The 17,428-nt window shown below is 66.3% G+C and carries 16 protein-coding genes and 1 pseudogene; 6 read left to right on the top strand and 11 right to left on the bottom strand.

The features are described from left to right. Positions 1-135 precede the first annotated feature (135 nt). Positions 136-948, bottom strand: a complete 813-nt coding sequence (locus tag LH076_RS12775; protein ID WP_227781119.1) for a GSU2403 family nucleotidyltransferase fold protein — start codon at positions 946-948, stop codon at positions 136-138. After that, positions 920-1,882: a helix-turn-helix domain-containing protein gene (locus LH076_RS12770; RefSeq protein ID WP_227781117.1), complete on the bottom strand. Its 963-nt coding sequence runs from the start codon at positions 1,880-1,882 to the stop codon at positions 920-922. The genes LH076_RS12775 and LH076_RS12770 overlap by 29 nt, the downstream gene beginning before the upstream one ends. A gap of 325 nt (positions 1,883-2,207) precedes the next feature. On the opposite strand from LH076_RS12770, the gene LH076_RS12765 reads away from it, so the two are divergent. Together LH076_RS12765 and LH076_RS12760 are read left to right on the top strand one after the other, a co-directional pair. After that, positions 2,208-2,489 carry a transposase gene (locus tag LH076_RS12765; protein ID WP_227781116.1) on the top strand — a complete coding sequence of 94 codons (282 nt, stop codon included), beginning with the start codon at positions 2,208-2,210 and terminating at the stop codon, positions 2,487-2,489. A gap of 29 nt (positions 2,490-2,518) precedes the next feature. Further along, the gene (locus LH076_RS12760) at positions 2,519-3,361 is read left to right on the top strand and encodes an IS3 family transposase (protein ID WP_265333819.1); all 843 of its coding nucleotides are present in this window, start codon (positions 2,519-2,521) and stop codon (positions 3,359-3,361) included. 116 nt (positions 3,362-3,477) lie between these two features. On the opposite strand, the pseudogene LH076_RS12755 reads toward LH076_RS12760, so the two are convergent. The 4 genes and pseudogenes from LH076_RS12755 to LH076_RS12740 all read right to left on the bottom strand — a co-directional run. Beyond that, positions 3,478-3,950 (bottom strand): annotated as a pseudogene (locus LH076_RS12755) (transposase); the annotation flags it as partial. A gap of 513 nt (positions 3,951-4,463) precedes the next feature. Continuing rightward, positions 4,464-5,459: an HNH endonuclease signature motif containing protein gene (locus LH076_RS12750; RefSeq protein ID WP_227781115.1), complete on the bottom strand. Its 996-nt coding sequence runs from the start codon at positions 5,457-5,459 to the stop codon at positions 4,464-4,466. 191 nt (positions 5,460-5,650) lie between these two features. Continuing rightward, on the bottom strand, positions 5,651-5,956 hold the full coding sequence (locus LH076_RS12745; protein WP_227781114.1) for a hypothetical protein: 306 nt from the start codon (positions 5,954-5,956) through the stop codon (positions 5,651-5,653). A 2-nt stretch (positions 5,957-5,958) separates the two neighbouring features. After that, complete coding sequence (locus LH076_RS12740) at positions 5,959-6,204, bottom strand: helix-turn-helix domain-containing protein (RefSeq protein WP_227781113.1); 246 nt, start codon at positions 6,202-6,204, stop codon at positions 5,959-5,961. A gap of 108 nt (positions 6,205-6,312) precedes the next feature. Here LH076_RS12740 and LH076_RS12735 point away from each other — a divergent pair, with 108 nt between their 5' ends. Continuing rightward, entirely contained in the window at positions 6,313-6,984 is a 672-nt protein-coding gene (locus LH076_RS12735) for a helix-turn-helix domain-containing protein (RefSeq protein ID WP_227781112.1), read from the top strand. 19 nt (positions 6,985-7,003) lie between these two features. On the opposite strand, the gene LH076_RS12730 is transcribed toward LH076_RS12735, so the two are convergent. The 3 genes from LH076_RS12730 to mobF form a co-directional block, all read right to left on the bottom strand. Further along, the gene (locus LH076_RS12730) at positions 7,004-7,357 is read right to left on the bottom strand and encodes a hypothetical protein (protein ID WP_227781111.1); all 354 of its coding nucleotides are present in this window, start codon (positions 7,355-7,357) and stop codon (positions 7,004-7,006) included. Further along, positions 7,315-8,136 carry a hypothetical protein gene (locus LH076_RS12725; protein WP_227781110.1) on the bottom strand — a complete coding sequence of 274 codons (822 nt, stop codon included), beginning with the start codon at positions 8,134-8,136 and terminating at the stop codon, positions 7,315-7,317. The genes LH076_RS12730 and LH076_RS12725 overlap by 43 nt, the downstream gene beginning before the upstream one ends. A 92-nt stretch (positions 8,137-8,228) precedes the next feature. After that, positions 8,229-10,817, bottom strand: coding sequence for a MobF family relaxase (gene mobF / locus LH076_RS12720; RefSeq protein WP_227781109.1), 2,589 nt, complete (start codon positions 10,815-10,817; stop codon positions 8,229-8,231). Positions 10,818-11,290: 473 nt separating this feature from the next. Between mobF and LH076_RS12715 the strand changes: the two genes are divergently transcribed. Beyond that, on the top strand, positions 11,291-11,953 hold the full coding sequence (locus tag LH076_RS12715) for a potassium channel family protein (protein WP_227781108.1): 663 nt from the start codon (positions 11,291-11,293) through the stop codon (positions 11,951-11,953). 460 nt (positions 11,954-12,413) lie between these two features. Continuing rightward, a complete protein-coding gene (locus tag LH076_RS12710; RefSeq protein WP_227781107.1) occupies positions 12,414-13,301 on the top strand; it encodes a DUF4238 domain-containing protein in 888 nt (295 codons plus the stop codon). 201 nt (positions 13,302-13,502) lie between these two features. Here LH076_RS12710 and LH076_RS12705 read toward each other — a convergent pair whose 3' ends face one another. Continuing rightward, a complete protein-coding gene (locus LH076_RS12705; protein ID WP_227781106.1) occupies positions 13,503-14,234 on the bottom strand; it encodes a TIGR02391 family protein in 732 nt (243 codons plus the stop codon). 245 nt (positions 14,235-14,479) lie between these two features. Here LH076_RS12705 and LH076_RS12700 point away from each other — a divergent pair, with 245 nt between their 5' ends. Continuing rightward, positions 14,480-15,691: an IS110 family transposase gene (locus LH076_RS12700; RefSeq protein WP_227781105.1), complete on the top strand. Its 1,212-nt coding sequence runs from the start codon at positions 14,480-14,482 to the stop codon at positions 15,689-15,691. A 237-nt stretch (positions 15,692-15,928) separates the two neighbouring features. Here the strand turns inward: LH076_RS12700 and LH076_RS12695 are convergent, their stop codons facing one another. Continuing rightward, entirely contained in the window at positions 15,929-17,326 is a 1,398-nt protein-coding gene (locus LH076_RS12695; RefSeq protein WP_227781104.1) for a hypothetical protein, read from the bottom strand. Between the last annotated feature and the right edge of the window lie 102 nt (positions 17,327-17,428).

Here is a 17,428-nt window from a genome sequence, read left to right as displayed (position 1 = left end):
TAGGTGTTGAGCAGCCAGATGCGGACCGAATTGATCTACTCAACTCGTCCCTTCGGCGCGATGGCTTACATCGCTCCCAGGCGTGCAGAGTGCTCGCGCGTCCATCCCGTCGACCTTCAGCCCGGCCCCGCCTGGTCACCCCACCGCTGAGAGCAGGTCTTGTGCGAGGAAGCTGACCGACGCCGAAACGGTGGCAGGCTGGCCGACGCCTTCCTCGGCGCGCCCGGCCATCGTCGCGCCGAGCGCATTCGCGCTGGCGAAGAGTTCGGCCAGATAGATCAGCGCCTGGGCCGTGACATCGTGGGCGATCTCGTCTTCGCGCAGGCGCTGCAGGGCCTCTGCTAGGTCGCTGGTCTCGGTGGCAACCAGCAGCCGATAAATGTCGTGCGCGTCCTTGTCGTTGAGCCGATCGGGAGTGCCGACCCGTTCGCCAAGCTTGTGGAGCTTGGCCACCAGGAGCGCGGCGGGTCCCGCGACATTGATGACGGCACTTCGGCCGTCGCCGTCGAGCGACTCCACGGTCATCGAGGAGTGATCGATGACGGCCGCTTCGAGGCCCGCTGCGCGTCGGGCCGCGTGCTTGGAGTGGGGTGGAATGCGAACCCCGCGCCGGCTCCCGGCGCCCGCGAGATGTTCGGGCACCATCAGGTCCACGGGTATCCCGTTGGGCGACATCCAGGCACCTGGCTGCTTGCTGACGGGGTTCAGAATGAAGCCCGCTTCGGTCATGGCTTGCTCAAGGCGCGGATCCTCGCCGAGTGTCCGCGGGTCGATGGCGAGGTCAGAGTCCTTGGTGGCCTCGGCCAGCGCGAACGAACCCTTGCCCGTGCGAAGGTAGATGGCCTGAGCGCCGATGAGGATCACCGAGTCCAGGTGAGCGTCGAGCGCTGCGACCGCGTCGAGCAGGGCGGATCGCGCCTCAACGATCAGGTTGTCGCCGCCAGACATCCTCGTTCTCCTTCATCCAGTCCAACAGGTAGTCGCCCTCCGCCGGGTTCCGGCCCGGGCTCCCGAGGAGGTCGGCAGCGGCTTGGCTGGGGGCGACGATGTCGACGCCTCGCCAGGTCGAGGTGCGTTCGAAGACCACGGGGGATCGCGGCGTCGCGAGCAGGATATTGGCGCCGGTCTCCACTGGCCGCAGCCCCAGTTCCGACGCGAGTGTGACAGGGTCCTCCGTGTAGATGAGCGCCAAGCGAGCTTCGGCATACGGCGCATATGGCCGGGTGGCCAGCGAGCCGCTCACCGCGTAGCGCGTGGGGCCGCGGTTGCCGAGCTTCTCGACGAGGCTGTCCAGCCCGCGGGGCTCCAGAAATCCGCGCGTCATGCTGGTGTCGAGGTAGCGAGCTTCTTGGCTCCACCGACGAAGCAACTCGGCCCAGTCGACTTCCGTGATTGGCCCGCGCTCGGTGCGGGCGAGTAGCCCCTCGTCGGCGAGGTAGTCGACGAGCCGGTACGCCGCGCCGAGCGATGCTCCGGCCAGTTCAGCGAGCTCGGCGACGGAGTACGGCGGAGTGAAGTCGGCAAGTGCGCGTACAAGCTTGGCGGCGGGTAGGCCCTTGAGGCTCGTCGTTGGCCGTCCGGGTCCTCGCCACGGGTCGGCGGTGGCACCTCGATCCGACACCAAGATGAGCGGGTCCTCGGAGGTCAGGTACAGGTTGCCGGTTGCGTCGGCGTAGGTGATCCCGCGTTCTCGCAGCCTGCGCTGCTGCTGCGAGCTGACGTAGCGTGCGATCAGCATCGGACGCGGGGACGGCCTGCTGGGCGACTGCCTCCTCTGTAGGTCGAGGAGTTGATTCATGGCGCGCTGCAGGCTGCTCGACGCCAAGGCGCGCTTGACCTCGACGACGTAGGTCGCCACCGCCTTCCCTTCGCGCATGAGCATGAGACGTGAGTCGGGGCCGCGATAGCTGTTGGTCGAGTCGTCGAGCCCGCCGAGTTCAGTCTTCGTCCGAACGGTCCAACTCGCAGGGAGAGCTGCCTGGATCCGAGCGGAGGCCGTCAGGAGCACGTCCATCTCGCTCTTGGGCTCGTCGCCGTACCCTGTGGTGGGTAAGGCAAGAGTGCGTTGGGCGCCGGGCATTTCTCGATAATATCCGGGTTCCGCGTGTTGCGGAAGAACAGGATTATCGAGATGTGCGGCCCCCCGTAGATCGGTCCAGTTCTTGTGAGGCTTGCTCTACAAGTGAGAGGACCGGTGTCAGTACTCGATGGCTGCAGCGAAGAGGTTGAGTCCGGAGCAGATCGTCGCGCGGTTGCGTGATGCGGAGAAGCTCCAGGCCCAGGGCGCGACGATCCCGCAGGTGTGCAAGAAGCTCGGGGTCAGCGAGCAGACGTTCTACCGGTGGCGTCAGAAGTACGGCGCGATGAAGGAGGACGAGGCGATCCGGCTGAAGACGCTGGAGCAGGAGAATGCCCGTCTGAAGCGGATCGTGGCCGAGCAGGCGTTGGACATCTCGATGTTGAAGGATCTGTCGAAGGGAAACTTCTGAGCCCGGCCCGGCGGCGGGACGCGGTGGCGATGCTGATCAAGAAGTACAAGGTCAGCGAGCGCCGTGCCTGCCGGCTGGTCGGGCAGCACAGGTCGAGCAATCGCTACGAGCCGAGGCCCACCGATCTGGAGGCCAAGCTGGTGGAGCGGATGCACGCGTTGAGCCTGGAGCATCCGAAGTGGGGCTATCGGATGATCCACGGGCTGCTGGTCGCTGAGGGCTGGCCGGTGAACAAGAAGCGCATCGAGCGGTTGTGGCGCCGCGAGGGGCTGCAAGTGCCCCCGCGCAAGGTGAAAGCCTCAGGTCAGAAGGCGGTGGGTGAGGACGCGAACTCCACGCGTCGGCTGCCGGCGCGATACCGCAATCACGTCTGGTCCTATGACTTCATCAAGCGCAGGACCAGTGACGGGCGCCCGTTGCGGGTGCTCAACGTCATCGACGAGTTCACGCGGGTCGGGCTCGGGTCCCACGTCGCCCGAGGTATCGGCGCCAAGGGCGTGCGCGAGCATCTGGAGAAGCTGTTCGAGATTCACGGGAAGCCGACTCTGATCCGCGCCGACAACGGGCGGGAGTTCATCGCCGACAGCCTGCTGGACTGGCTCGGGGAGCAGCAGGTCCGCGGGGTGTTCATCGCCAAGGCCAGCCCGTGGCAGAACGGCATCAACGAGCGGTTCAACGGCACGATGGAGCGCGAACTCTTCGGCCACGAGGTCTACCACTCGATCCTCGAGGTCCAGTTCGTCGTCGACGCCTGGACCGAGAAGTACAACACGATGCGAGTTCATCGGAGTTTGAAGGGACAGACCCCGGCGGCGTACGCCAAGATGCTCCAAGAAGCGACTCCGTACAACCTAGGTGGTGGTAGCCGATGAGAGGCCCTACCGCCACTGCGCGTGGACCAGTCGCAACAACCCGACCCCGGTGTCCCAACCGGGTCGGACCAACCAGCAGCTCACACGGATGCTGGACCAGATCTTCGGGGCCGGACAGGGTCATCACGATGCGCGTCGAAGATCGCGTTCGCCAGATACGCCTCGGCCAGCTCGCTGTGGGTCACGGGCTGCTCGAGCCACCGGTAGTACGGCTGCCGTGCGATGTTCAGGACCCGGCACGTCACCGTGACGGGGACACCGTCGCCGGCCAACTCGCGGACGAGCGGGTAGATCATTTTCCCGGCAGATTCGCCTGCGCGAAGTACGCCGCTGCGCGGCGCAGGATCTCGTTCTCCTGCTCCAGGAGCCGGACCCGCTTCTTCAACTCACGCGTCTCAACCGACTCCCGCGGAGCCTGCCGACCCGCATCCGGACTGACTCCGCGGGCCTTGTCATCGATCTGGATCCACCGCTGCAGGCACGACTCGGAGATCCCGAAGTCCTTCGCGACCTGAGCCATCGACGCGTCCGACTCCCGGAACACCCGGATCACGTCCTCACGGAACTCCTTGGGGTACGCCTTGGGCATGGTGCACATCCTTCCAGCGCCGACCCTCGTCACCGCAGCTTCAGATGTCACCTATCCGTGCAGCAGTCCCAGCGCAGAGCGTGGTGGCTGGGAATGGTTGTTCCACAGTTGATCGCCACAGCCTCAATCGCTTGGTTGCCGACCGAAGCAATCAGGACCAATGACGGTTCTTTCTTCACGGGCTACGTGTTGGCCGACTCGCGCGACGAAGTCAGCGTCCTCCGTATTGGAGATGTCAGGCAGGTTCAGAGCTATCCGGCAAGCGCCGTCGTAGCAAGAGACCTATGCCGTTCTGGGAGCGACTTTTGGGGCGCTTCGGTGATAGGACTGCTTCATCGCCCGCGCTACAACAAGTGCCCGACCTAGTCCTTGACCGGCCGAGGGTTTGAAAGACTCGGCCCGCAGTCCGCGCGAGTCAAACCTGCGTCACTTCGCCGCGGGCGACCGGCTTCGACACCAGCCATGAGCACGGCGGCTCCTCGCTGCCCGCAACCCCTAGTGGTTACGACGTCGTTAGTCATGCTTCCCGGTGGTCTCGCGAGTCACTCGCAGCGCGGCGCGCGACCTTGCCTCATCCATACGAGCCTTGACGTATGCCTGCTCGTCGCTTTCGGCCCATGCCAGCTCTCGAAGGAAATGTGTCGCGCCTTCGGCGCGAATACGTTCCGCGTTCTGAAGGAGGAGATTGCGCCGCTGCTCGGTCCAGCCGAGCTCTTGCATCGCCCTCTGCTGCCACCAGAGGTCGTCCTCTGCAACTGACTCCGCAAGAGCGATCTTGAACAGCTCAGCAATCAGGCTCGACTCCGAGAGTTCCTTCAAGTAGTACGCGGCGGTAAACACGTTGCCATCGTTCAGGCGCCGTTGGATTCCAGAGATGTACTCACTAACGGCCTCTGCAGTTCTACCAAGATCACGCAGCCTCCTCGCGCGGCTGGTCCAATCGGACGTATCAGTGAGAGCCTCTTCGATCTCGGCCGTAGTGACCAAATTCGCGCACCCGGCAATCCGCGTGCACAACAACACCTTGGTCTGGACTGACACGCCCGCCTCGATCGCTTTCGACGTGTACCTTGCGGCAAGGTCGTCATTCCCTATCGACCAGTAGTGAAGCGCGAGCCCGACCCAGTCTTCCTGGTCTCGATAGATCTCGGCGAGCGAAGTCGCGAGCTCCACCTCTACACCGACGGTCCGATCCTCGTCTCGAAGTGATCCTGAGGTAGCTCGGGCGTCAGCGACGACACGTAGCCAATCATCGCGGTACAGGGTCACTTGGGCGGCATCCAACTTACGATCGAAGCCCCCAGATATTTGCGTCTCCCGGTGGCATTCGAGACACAACACAGACAGGTTCTGGACGAGGTTGTTGCCCGGATCGTCGTCGATGTGGTGAATCTGGACCGGCCTATTACGGTCACGACAGACGCAGCACGTCCTGTCGGCCAGGAACAACACCTCAGCAGCGACGTGTGCGGGGATCGGGACGCGGTTCTTCTTGGGACGAGGGGACACCAATCAATCGTGGCGCATCGCGCGCTCAGACCGGGCCGGAACCGTGGCCCAGGTCGAGGTGAGATCCCGTGCCTGGCTCCGGAGCGCGAGAGGCGGCCCCCACGGCGATGCGTCATTCCGCTGCGATCGACGCCCGAGCCCGTTCATGGCGTGATCAGTTCCAGGTCGTCAACTGGCCGGCCGCCGCCGCCCTAAGCGGATCGCCGTCGCCGCTTGGGCCGGGGGAGGAGGTCGGTCACGGTCAGCTCTTGCCGCTCGGGGGCGGCGATGGCGTCCAGCGCCGCCTCGGCGAGCTTGATCCGCCTCTCCTCCCAAGTCAGCAACTGATCGAGCCGCCAGCGGTCGGGGTGAGTCATCGCGGGCGGCGGCACGAGCGTGCGGTCCTTGAGGTTCTGGTAGCCCTTCGTCTTTCCCCAGCCGTAGCGCTGGATGACATCGGTAGCGTCGAGGAAGGTGTGCCGCGGGTCGAGCCTCGCCAAGTCGCGCGTCGGGTGCATCGTCACACCGCCTTCGGCCGATCGATGACGGGCTGAGCGGCAAGGCGCTGCTCGCGGATGAAGCGGCGCAGCTCGCCGATAGTCGTGTAGAGCCGCCGGCCGATCTTGAAGAACTCCGGGCCGGCGCCGGTCTGGCGCCACCACCTGACGGTGTTGACCGGGGTCATCAGGATCTCGGCGACGTCGTCGAGCGTCAGGAGCTCGTCGTCGTGGCGGGCGTGGAAGGGGATGTCGCTGTTGCTGTGCATGGTTCCTCCTGGTTGGTGCGAATCCGTGTGATCCGCTGCTGACAGGGAGGTGCGGGAGCCGCGCCACTCAGAGGGTCAAATACGTTCGATCGGAGTTATGGTCAACAGATGGATCGGAATCACCTGATCGAACAAGCGCGCCGCTCGTGCGGCTTGACGCAGGTCGAGCTGGCCGCACGAGCAGGGACGTCGCAGGCAACGCTGTCGGCGTACGAGCGTGGTCTGAAGTCGCCCTCGCTGAAGGTGGCGGGCCGAATCCTCGCCGCTACGGGTCACGAGCTCACGCTGCGCACGTTCGTCGACTGGACCGAGCACCGGGCTCCGGGGATCAATGACTTTTCCGTGCCCGACCGGCTGTGGCCGGTGGCCCCGCCGATGTGCTTCGCGACGATCACGATGATGCCTGACCTCATCGGCCACAGCGGCAAGAGCGAATGGAACCTGCTCGATCGCGGCGAGCGCATCGGAGCGTACGAGCAGCTGATCCGCTTCGGCCTGTCGCATCAGATGATCCGCTGGATCGACGGCGGCCTGTTGATCGACGTGTGGGGCGAGCTCGAGCTGCCCGATCCCGTGCGTGCAGCCTGGGAGCCCGCGATCCGTACCGCGACGGAGGCGCCGCGAGACGACGCGCTGCGGTTCATGAGTGGAACGGCTTGGGTCGCGGCCTCGGCGCGGATCGGCAGGACCAAGCGGTTGTCACCTCCGCCACCTCCAGCGCCTTCGCCGCCTCCGCCGCGGCCGCGGCGCTCTCGGTTCGATCCGCGTCCACCGCCCTGAAGTGCCGGTGTCCGTAGCGTCAGAGTTCCGTGAGGCGCGCCTGCTGCCGCGAGAGGACCCAGATGGCTGCTCCGCCTGTGCCTGCCTTCTCCCAGACCACGTCTCGGTGTCGGATGAAGACCCCTGCCATCTCAGCGGAGCGCAGGCTGCCGGACGCGAGACAGAATGCGGTCACGCCCGCTGCGATGAGGGCTTCACCCTCCGCCGCGCGGTAGCGAAGCTTCTCGTACTTCATGAGCACCGGCCAGCCGCGCTCGCCGCACAGAGCGAGCCAGTCCACGTCGGCGATCGACTCGTCGGCCGGCTTGCCGTAGTGCTCGACAAGCGTCGTTAGCGTCCAGCCCGCGCGCCGAAGTAGCTCTGGGACCTGCACCGCTCCGAGACTTCGGCCAACGAAGAAGAGGCGACTCCACGCATGGCTCCGGTCAGCTCTTCTTGGCGGTTGCGGATGGCATCCTCGACCTCGAGCACTGTGAGGCCGAACTCCATGGCGACCGTCGCGATTGCTTCTCCGGCATCGAACAGGCCGAGCACGTCCTCGAGGCGCGCGCCGCCGTGGGCGAACGTTGGTTGTCCGAAACCGCGCCGCACGTCGGCGATGAGATCGGCTTGCTCGAAGCCCGGGAGTGGAATGGCCAGGGCGTAGCCGTCGGCGCCGAAGGTGATCCTCTTGAGATTGCTCTCGACCACCTCGGCGAACACGCGCTGGTTCTGGCGGACGACCACCAGGTCGCTGACGGCCTCTGCTTGCTCGCCGTCATTGCGCTGCGCGTAGTCGTAGAGCACCTCGGCGCCGTCGGTGTAGAGACGCTGGGAAGCGAGCGCATGACCGATGCCCATCTCCCTGTTGAGCTGCTCCAGTGCAGGCCGGACCCGCTGAAGGGGAACACCCGCCCGTCGGATCGCGGCGAGGGCGTAGCCCTCGGCGAGTCCCACGAAGGGGATGGAGGCGGCACGTTGGCCCGGGGTGCCGAGGGAGGTGATGACTGGGTTGCCAACGACGCGGCGTCCATTGACGCGGACGTCGTATCGCCGTGCCCAGGAGCGGAACGTCGACTCCGACAAACCGAGGAAACGAGACGCTTCGGCGAGAGAGTAAAGCGGGTCGGCGAATCGATCGACGGCCGACTTCTCCGGTGCGAGAGCGGTCACGACAGTCTCTCTCGGCAGGGGAAGCGGACGCCTCAATCATGCCGCAGGGTTCCGACAGGTGCCGGATTCTGGCTCGGCGCGGCCGTCGCGGCTCAGAGCCCGATTCCAGGGGACGACGACGGTGGTCGGGGGTAGGTAGGGTCGGGTGGCGGGGCGGCCGGACGCGGCCACGCCCGGCGCGGTGCTGGTCGACGCGCGGGAATATAGGGGGTCCGCATCGGGCCGTAGCGGTCAACGGCCTCGGTGGCCATGCCAGCAGCGTAGGTGGGTCCGAGGTCGGCGCGTTCGCGGGCGAACACGGCGACCCACTGCCGGCGGGCGTCGTCGACGTCCGCGGCGACGAGGTGGGCGGTGTTGTGTTCGCGGCCGCGGGTCATCCCGACGTACGCCGACGCGGCGCCGGTGTGCTCCCCGACCACGACGTGGGAGGTGTCCACCGTCGAGCCTTGGGCGCCGTAGGCGGTGGTGGCGTAAGCGAGTTCGACATGCTCGCGGACGTAGTCGGGTGGGAGGAGGCGTTGCCCGTTCTCGCCCTTGACGTGCAGACCGGCGGAGGATGAGTCGACGATCGTCCACAGCTCGCGATTGGCGACTCCGAGCCCGGCGTCGTTGTGGCGGGTGGCGATGGTGTCTCCGATCCCGAGCTGCTCGCCGTTGGCAGTGACGAGTTCATCGCGCGCCTCTCCGGTGATCACGCGGACCCGGTGCGCGGTGTGGTTGAGACGGGCGACCTGCTCACGCGTGTCCGCCACGACGAGCTCGCCACGTGAGGCCTTGGCGGCGAGGGCATCGTCGCGCTCGACCTCGCTGGGATGGATGGCGATCTCGCCGCGGGCCAGGAGTTGGTCGAACAACTCCCCGGGTTGAGCACCGGTGCGCATCTTGAGGGAGAGACCGGCATAGGCGGGATCGGTGAAGCGGCGTACGCCGTCCATGTCGATGTGTCGGTCGGGGGCGAACCGGGCTGCGAGATCCAGTACGCCGCCGCGGCCGACGGCGGGGAGCTGGTGCCGGTCGCCGACCAGCGCGACCTGGGCTCCGCTCGCGTCCGCCAATGCGAGGAGGGCGCGGGCACTGTCCTGGTCGAGCATCCCGGCCTCGTCGACCACGAGGAGGGTGCGAGCATCGAGCGGCGGAGCGGTCGGCGACGGTGTGGTCTGGTCCCAGTGTCCTTCGTCGTCCCATCGGTAGCCGTGGTCGTGCAGCAGCTTCGCCACGGGGCTGGTCTTGGTGCCGATCTCGTCGGCAGCTACCTGGGCTGCTTTGCGGGTGGGGGTGACCACGATCATCCGGCCACCGCGGGCTTCGACCTGTTCCCGGGTGGCGGCCAGCCGGCGAGTCTTGCCGGCGCCGGCGGCGCCTTCGACGACGGTGATCCTCTCGCGCGCGTTGGCGCGGATGATCTGGTCGACCAGGTCGTATTCGACGGCGAGCACGTCCGGCGACGACAGCGCCCGTACGTGCTCGGGCATGTCCGGCTGGTTGACCAGTGGGACACAGGTCGCGATGGCGCGAGCGGTGAGGTCCTCGGCGAGCTCACGCCGCACCGACCCCTTGGTGACGACGTCGGAGACGGCGATGAGCTTCTCGACCTCGCCGCGGAGGTCGGCGGCGTTCCAGGCCGAGTGCTTCGCCCCGATCCGGTCCACAGCTCGCTGGGCGAGGGCGTCGCGGTCCAGGGCCCCGATGGGCGTGGACCGGACGGGGGAGGGGCGACGGGTGGGGTCGCGGTAGCGGAACCCGAGTTCGATCAGCTCCTCGATCCACCGGGCCCGCAGGTCCACCCCGGACACGGGCGCGACCTTGTCTGGGCGGGCTTCGGCCCAGGCGTGACGGTCCCACGAGCGCCGGATCGCAGGGCCTGGCTCCTGGTCGGGGTGGTCGCGTCGCCAGTCGGCTTCGTAACGGTCGATGTTGCCCTCGATCTGTCGCGACCGCGCGGAGAACACCGGGGCGTAGCCGGCGAGTTGGGTGACCTCGCCGGTCTCGGGGTCGAGTGTGTAGCCGTGCGCGGCGAGCGCGGCCCGGAAGTCGGGGTTGGTCATCACGGCTGCGTGCCCGATCCCGTTGATCGCCTCGAGGCTGTCGCGTACGCCGACGGTGTGAAGCCCACGCCACCCTCCGCCGTTGGTTGAGCCTGTCGAAGCCCAGACGCGGGCATTGATCTGAAGGTGCAGGTGCCGGTGCGGATCACCAGCCCGTGACGTGAAGTGGCGGACGACCGCGGCCTCGATCTCCTCGACCGGCACCTGCACCTGCCGACCACGTGGACCGATACGTGTAGTTGAGTGGGAGGCGACCCAGGCGATGATCTCCTCGGCCGCGGCCATCTGTGCGGTGTCGTACGCCGCGGCGATGTCGTCATGCAGAGCGGCCGCGAGGGACCAGGTCTTCGGCCCGTTGACGGTGACCTCGACGAACCGCACCGCCTGGTCGTCCTTGCGCAGCCGCCCCTTCGCCCGGCCGTTCTCCAGGTCGATGCCGGCGACCCAGGCCTCGTACGCCTCACCGTCCATGTCGGGCCGACGTTCGATGTCGACGCCCGCGGCCTCAGCGTCGCGGCGGGCGACGAACCGCATCGCGAGCCCACTGCCCTCGGCCAGGTAGTAGTCGTCAGCTCGGGAGCAGTCGGCCTCGACGTAGTGGCGCGCAGCCGCTGCGGCGCCGCGGTAGACCTTCATCCCGCCGTGCATCGAAACCGCCTCCGTCAACAACCGTCGACAACCACATGTCCGCAGGTCAGCGCCCACTTTCGAGGCGCTGGGTTACCTACTTTCGTAGCATGCGTGCCGCTGGTTGGGGAGTTGTGAGGAGCCGGATGCAGGAAGGGATCGGGGAGCCATGAATGGTTGGTGATGGCGAGCTAGGTGATGGGCGCGAGTGAGGGATGAGCAATGGATCGAGGGCGCTTCCGGTCCTCGAAGTCGGCGGTCCTTGGGTGACGCCGGCTCGAGTAACGGCGACCCAATGTGGCAACGCCTCCTCTAACCTGGCACCTGCAGCCGGATCAGGCCCTCTCGCCGCCTACTCGTTAGGAGCGTCCGATAGCCGCATCGTTTGATCGCTGACGTGCCCCGTGACTGCGGACCTGCGGAGCTCAGACCTTGCTGACAAACCGACCCCATGAGCGCGGCCGTGCCGCTAGCGTGCCGTCGTGACACGCGTCGAGAGTTGGGAGCGCCGCAGCGAGGTCCCGCTTCTGCTACTTGCCCTCGCCTTCCTGGTGGCTTACGCCTGGCCCGTCCTCAATCCGCACCTCGACCACGAGCTGGAGACCTCGCTCAGCATCGTGTCGTGGACCGTTTGGGTCGCCTTCTTGGCCGACTTCGTCATCCGCATCGGGCTCGCCGAAGAGCGTCTTCGGTACGTCCTCCGCCATTGGTACGACGTCGCCCTGATCGCGCTGCCCATGCTGCGTCCGCTCCGACTCCTGCGGGCCCTAGCGTTTGCACGTCTCCTGAGCCGAAGCGCCACCCGGACCTTCACCGGCCGGGCAACGCTCTACGTCATCGGCACGGCGATCTCCTCCGTCTTCCTCGGCGCGCTGACCATGCTCGACGCCGAGCGCGGCGTACCGAACGCGAATATCAACTCCTTCGGCGACGCCCTTTGGTGGGCGTGCGAGACGGTGACAACGGTCGGGTACGGCGACCGATTCCCGGTCACCACAACCGGCCGCTCCATCGCGGTCGCCCTGATGGTGATCGGCATCGCACTAGTGGGATCTGTGACCGCTGCTGTCGCCACCTGGTTCATCTCGCACGTGCAGGCCGAGCGTGAGGACGACCTCGATCGCGATAAGGGCGAGCGCCAGTGACAGAGGACTAGGCGTGAACTTGTAGGCGTGCCGCCGCCTGTCACTGCGAGCGTGCGTTTCAGCCGCCGAGGAACTGTGGCGCGTGACCACAGGCGGCGGTAAGACCTACCTAGCCAGCGCGCGGATCGCGGCATGAGCAGACTCTATTGCTCGAAGGGCCATCGACAACCGTCGGCGAAGTCCGGATGGTCTCCTAGACCCCGACGAGCGCATAGGTCTGGAACGTGAAGTCCATACGGCAACTCTGTGCACTTCGCAGGGCTAGTTCCGTTCGGACCGCCAAGGACGCCTACCAGCAACTCGTGAACTGTGTAGGGGAGCCGATCTCTGGCACGCCCATAGGCGGCACACTCCTGTCCGTCGCTGAGCCTAAATCGACGCCGATACGGTCTGCGGTAAGCCCCTTGACCAGTACCCGAAACTTGATGGCATGACCGCGGCGACACAACCTGGGGCACCCATGGGGCAGCACACGGTGTCGCGCTTCCTCATCAAGGGATTCGCCGACAAGCACGGACAGGTCGCCTTCTACGACCGCGCCGCATCTCGGCACCGGCGCGTGCCCTTCGGGTCTCGCATCTTCGAGACTGTCTTCGATGCGCATGCCCCGGACGAGACCGAGATGATGTGGGGTCGCGTCGAAACGCGCGCCGGACATGTCCTTGCTCGGCTCAAGGAGAAGCCGACGCTGCAGCCAGGCGACGAAGAACCCTTGCGGGATCTGATCGCCGTTCATTGGGCACGTAGCCGCGGCATGATGACCGCACGGATGAACCTCACAGGCCAGGTCGTCGAGCAGAGCATCACCAGTGTCCTCGGCCAGCACCTGCCGATGATCGCCACCGCCTACCGCAACACGTTTGGTGAAGAAGCCACCAGCGCCGAGGAGCTCGTCGACTTCACCATCCAGCTGCACGAACGCGCCATAAGCGAAGGCTCGGATGAGTGGCACTGCGACAGGAATCCGATCAACCTGGAGGGTGCTCGCGCCATCTTGGGGAAGTGGAAGGTGCAACTCGGGCTCGCCCCGGAAGGCTCCGAGTTCGTCATCGGCGACAGTCCCGTTATCGTTATGAAGCCCGGCCACGTCGGCGTTGGCCCACACCAAGGTGTTGCCCTCGGCGACGCCAACCAGATCGCCATGCCTATCAGCCCGCGCATCTTGCTCGGCCTCGGACCGACGAGCGAGACCACCACAGTCACGTCCGACGTCGCGCGTTGGTACAACGAACGCCAATGGCAAGGCGCTCAGCACTGGGTCATCGCGCGCCCCGGCGGCATCGAAGAAGACTTCATGCGGATCGGACAGGCCTACCAAGAACTGAATCGAGAAGGGCAGCTCCCTTAGAAGGAGTCACCGACGAGTCCGCCGTAACGTCGGCCCTCCGCGGTACGGCTCTTGTTACGGCCTAGCCTCACGCGTTCCCCGAGGGTCTCAACGCTCTGACTCTGGCCTGTCCAACGCTGAACGCGGATCGCACCTGTCCCTCAATTTCTGCCGGGAACGCCGGAAGTCGGCGTTCGTAGCTGGCGTGTGGCCTCGCGTTGCTCAAGCCGTATCGAGGGTCGCCTGGTCCACCCACCGCGCCAGAAGACTGAACGCGGCCAACTGCTCTAGTGCCAACTGCTCCTCGCCGCCGTCGCTCTGTTGCGGCTTGTGCATGCCGGGATTACGAATTGCGGTGTAGAGCCCGTCCGCGAACGCCCGGGCGCCACGGTGGAGATTCTGATAGGTCTTGCCGCCGTCATCCTTAGTAAGCCGAAGCCGAGGCGCTCCGTCCTTCGGAGCGTCGAGCGAGAAAGCTTCGTTGAACAGTGCGACCTCCGACACGTCCATCCGGCCCAACTTCGCCTGTGTCTCCGCGTTGATCCGGATAGCGGCCTGCATGACGGCCTGGTGGTAGTGCCCCGTGTTCCAGTAGGACTTCCCGTTTTCCCACGCCCACGGGTGGAGGTTCGAGGCATCCATGTCGGGCGCGTTGTCCCCCAACTTCTCAGCCAACTCGGCCTGTCGCTGCAACGCGGCCTTGGCCCGAGAAGCCTGGTCTCGGAGCCACGAGAACTCGCTGTCCTTCTTCGGGCGGTCCTTCTCCCAGCCGGGGAGCGCCCGATCGAGAATCTGCTCCACCACGTGGGCACGTTGCGAGGCTTCGGTCTCGGGGCCGCGCATGACCGTTCCGAAGTACGCGATACCAGGTCCCATGTCGGGCACTACCTGTGTCGTGACATTCAGGAACGCGTTGATCTCTTCGATCGCCCACTCAGGGTCCAACTTCGCCATGCCGACATCATGCCGGGGAGCACCGACAGTAATGATCGGAACACTCCACCGGGGTCGTGGCTCGATGTGTCCGACTGACGTCCTGCTGGGCTGTCTTGATTCTGTAATGCCCGGCTCTGGTGGAGGCCGTTGAACGGCGCCAGCCGGGCGGACATGACTTCATAAGAGCCTGGCAAGCGCCTCATTACTGTCCTGTCTGCCCACCCGGCTGGGGCCCACCCTCACGAGTGGAAGGCAGTTCCAGCATGACAGTCGAAGCACAGTCCGGGCAGGTCTACGGCGGCGTGGACACCCACGAGGAATCGATCCATGTCGCCGTCATCAGCGCCTTGGGCCACGACCTGGGCGACAAGGAGTTCCCCACCAGCCCCGAGGGCTACCAACGCACCTTGGCGTTCATCACCAGCCACGGCGATGTGGCCGCGGTCGGGATCGAGGGCACCTCCTCCTACGGAGTCGGCATCGCCACCGCGGCCCGCGCCGCCAACATCGAGGTCGTCGAGGTGATGCGGCCCGAACGCGCCGAACGTCGTCGCCTGGGCAAGTCTGACCCGATCGATGCCTACCAGGCGGCGCGCGCGGCGCTGGGCTCCCATCGCACGGCTCCCGCCAAGGACCCCGCGGTCATTGAAGGCATCCGGGCCCTGCACAACGCCCGCCGCTCGGCACGCAAGGCGAGGACTGCAGCGATGATCCAGATCCACCACCAGCTCATCACCGCGCCCACGGCGATCCGCGAGCGCTACCGCTCGATGGGACGCGAGGAGCGCATCAAGGTCCTCGCCCGCATCCAGATCCGACCAGACCGTGAGTCCCTCGAGCGGGCCATCATGCTGGCCCTGAAGACCCTGTCCCAGCGCTGCATCGAACTGCAGCGTGAGCACGACAAGCTCGGCATCGAGCTCGACCAGCTCGTCACCGCCGCCAACCCCGGGCTGCGGGCCGCCTACGGCGTCGGCCCCGACACCGGTGCCCAACTGCTGCTCACCGCCGGCGGCAACCCCGAGCGCCTACGGTCCGAGGCAGCCTTCGCAGCACTCTGCGGCACCAGCCCGATCCAGGCATCCTCGGGCAAGATCACCCGGCACCGGTTGTCCCGTGGCGGGGACCGTGCCGCTAACAGCGCACTGCACAGCATCGCACTGGTACGCATGGCCAAGGACCCCCGCACCAAGGACTACGTCACCAAGCAACGCCAGGCCGGCCTCAGCTCGATGGAGATCATCCGCAAACTCAAGCGCGCGATCGCCCGGGAGGTCTTCCGTTACCTGACGACCCCCGTCACCGTCCCGGCCGTCGACGACCTGCGTCCGCTGCGCCAGGCCAAGAACATCACCCTGACCACCGCAGCCAACGAGCTCGGCGTCTGGCCCATCACCATCAGCGAGCTCGAACGCGGAATCCGCCGCAACGACAACCTCGCCCAGACCTACCGAAACTGGCTCCACGTCGCTTGACGGACGATAGGAGCATCAGAAAGGACGACTCTCTCCGAACCACTACCGTCGCGAGCCGACTATAAGGACGCTACCTCCTCCCTAACAGGATTCTTGATCGAGGCGTCGTCGGTCTCGGTCTCGCGGGCTCGGACGGATGCGCAATGCGGAGGTGCGTCTATGTGGGCGCAGTGACGCGGCGTGCCGCGTTAGGCACCGCCGATCGACGGTTCGGCATAGGTCCGGGCAGAAGCCGTGCTATCGCCTGGCAAGTTTGGCGACGGAATCCCGGAGCGCGTCCTCGCCGGCGCGGACGTAGTGGTTGAGCACAGTGGTGAGCTTGTCGCCGAGGTACTGGGCGACGACCTCCCAGGGCTCGCCAAGCTCGTCGTGGAACCACTTGGTCGCGGCGTGGTGGCGGAGGTTGCGGTAGACGATCGTCTTCGGCCAGGCGTTGTCCGGGTCGTGCTCGTCGACCCAGAGACGGACGCGGTGCCAGCGCTCGTTGTGCATCTCCGGTTTCACCGGCAGGCCGGTGACCGTGTCGACGAAGAGCCACTGCTCGTCCTCGGGCGGGACGGGATAGTTCCACCAGGTCAGGTTCGAGTCGCCGGAACGCTGGGCCAGTCGGGCCCGGCGTTCGCGCTCCTCCTCCTGGGCGTTGAGCACCTGCTGGAGCGAGGCCCTCGCTGGCAGCCCAAGCAGATACTTCACGCGCGGCAGCAGTTCGTCGTGCATCAGCGAGCGGGGGAGGGGGACCTCGTGGATCACGTGGTTCTTCACCGGCCCGCGGAAGCCGGGAGAGTTCCGGGGCGTGGTCCATGAGCCGTTGACGTGCACGTAGCCGCGGTCGAAGAAAACGTCGATCGCGCGGAGCCCGTTCTGTTCGCTGAGCCGGAGGCCACCGAAGCCGGCGACGCGGATCTTGGTTCCGAAGAGCAAGAGCCGCGTCATCAGGGGATCGGTCCCGTCCGGCCCGCAGAGGGCGTCCGCACCCGCGGCCATCGCCCGCACCTGGCGAGTCTCCGGACGCAGTCGCGGGTCGACGTAGTGCGCTGTCGCGCCATGCAGCACCGTCGAGCGACCGATCTCCAGACCGTCCAGCGGATCGATCGACCGGTCGAGCCAGCCCAGTCGCCAGGCGAGCTTGCGCATCGCGGCCATCGCCCCGCGCAGGTCCTCCTTGCCACGAGCCGAATGGAGCGTCCTCGATGCCTTCTCCATCACCTTGCGGCTGTGCTCGATCCGCCACTTCGCGACCTGGACGTCACCGATCGTCGGGATGATGTGGGCGTTGAGCCGCGACTCACGACCCTGGATGGTCCGGACCGCCTTGCCGCGCTTTCGGCCGTCCTCGAGGTAGGCAGCGCCGAGTGCAGCGATCGTCTGTGTCGCCTTCACCCGCGCGCTGGTCGGCGTGGCCTGCTCGGTGTCGAGCGCGGCCTCGGCTTGGGCGAAGATCTTGCGAGCCTCGTCCTCCGTTGCGGCGCGTCTGAGGACTCGCTTCCACGGCTCGCCCTCGCCGGCCGGCGCCTTGAAAAGCACCTGGTAGCCGCTGTCGGTGGCGTACATCCGCACCCGCCAAGCCTTGCGCCCTTCGTCGAGCCGGCGCTCCTTGCCCTGCGCCAGCAGCAGCGACCGCTTGCGAGTCGTCAATTGCTGCTCCCTTCTACGCTGGGCTGAGCGAGCCCCGAGAGGGCTCATCCTACGCTCGTTTCGGATCGAATATGCATCACGAATATGCATCAGGAGGGCTGA

It is taken from the genome of Nocardioides sp. Kera G14 (genome assembly GCF_020715565.1).
Taxonomy (GTDB): Bacteria; Actinomycetota; Actinomycetes; order Propionibacteriales; family Nocardioidaceae; genus Nocardioides.
Note: the sequence above shows the minus strand (reverse complement) of the source record. Positions and strands in the feature narration are given on the sequence as shown.

What these genes read in the sequence shown, in the direction of transcription:
- LH076_RS12765 (WP_227781116.1), top strand. Translation starts at nt 2,208, where the DNA reads ATGGCTGCAGCGAAGAGGTTGAGTCCGGAGCAGATCGTCGCGCGGTTG.
- LH076_RS12770 (WP_227781117.1), bottom strand. Translation starts at nt 1,882, where the DNA reads ATGCTCATGCGCGAAGGGAAGGCGGTGGCGACCTACGTCGTCGAGGTC.
- mobF (WP_227781109.1), bottom strand. Translation starts at nt 10,817, where the DNA reads ATGAAGGTCTACCGCGGCGCCGCAGCGGCTGCGCGCCACTACGTCGAG.
- LH076_RS12760 (WP_265333819.1), top strand. Translation starts at nt 2,519, where the DNA reads ATGCTGATCAAGAAGTACAAGGTCAGCGAGCGCCGTGCCTGCCGGCTG.
- LH076_RS12710 (WP_227781107.1), top strand. Translation starts at nt 12,414, where the DNA reads ATGGGGCAGCACACGGTGTCGCGCTTCCTCATCAAGGGATTCGCCGAC.
- LH076_RS12705 (WP_227781106.1), bottom strand. Translation starts at nt 14,234, where the DNA reads ATGGCGAAGTTGGACCCTGAGTGGGCGATCGAAGAGATCAACGCGTTC.
- LH076_RS12745 (WP_227781114.1), bottom strand. Translation starts at nt 5,956, where the DNA reads ATGCACCCGACGCGCGACTTGGCGAGGCTCGACCCGCGGCACACCTTC.
- LH076_RS12700 (WP_227781105.1), top strand. Translation starts at nt 14,480, where the DNA reads ATGACAGTCGAAGCACAGTCCGGGCAGGTCTACGGCGGCGTGGACACC.
- LH076_RS12775 (WP_227781119.1), bottom strand. Translation starts at nt 948, where the DNA reads ATGTCTGGCGGCGACAACCTGATCGTTGAGGCGCGATCCGCCCTGCTC.
- LH076_RS12735 (WP_227781112.1), top strand. Translation starts at nt 6,313, where the DNA reads ATGGATCGGAATCACCTGATCGAACAAGCGCGCCGCTCGTGCGGCTTG.
- LH076_RS12740 (WP_227781113.1), bottom strand. Translation starts at nt 6,204, where the DNA reads ATGCACAGCAACAGCGACATCCCCTTCCACGCCCGCCACGACGACGAG.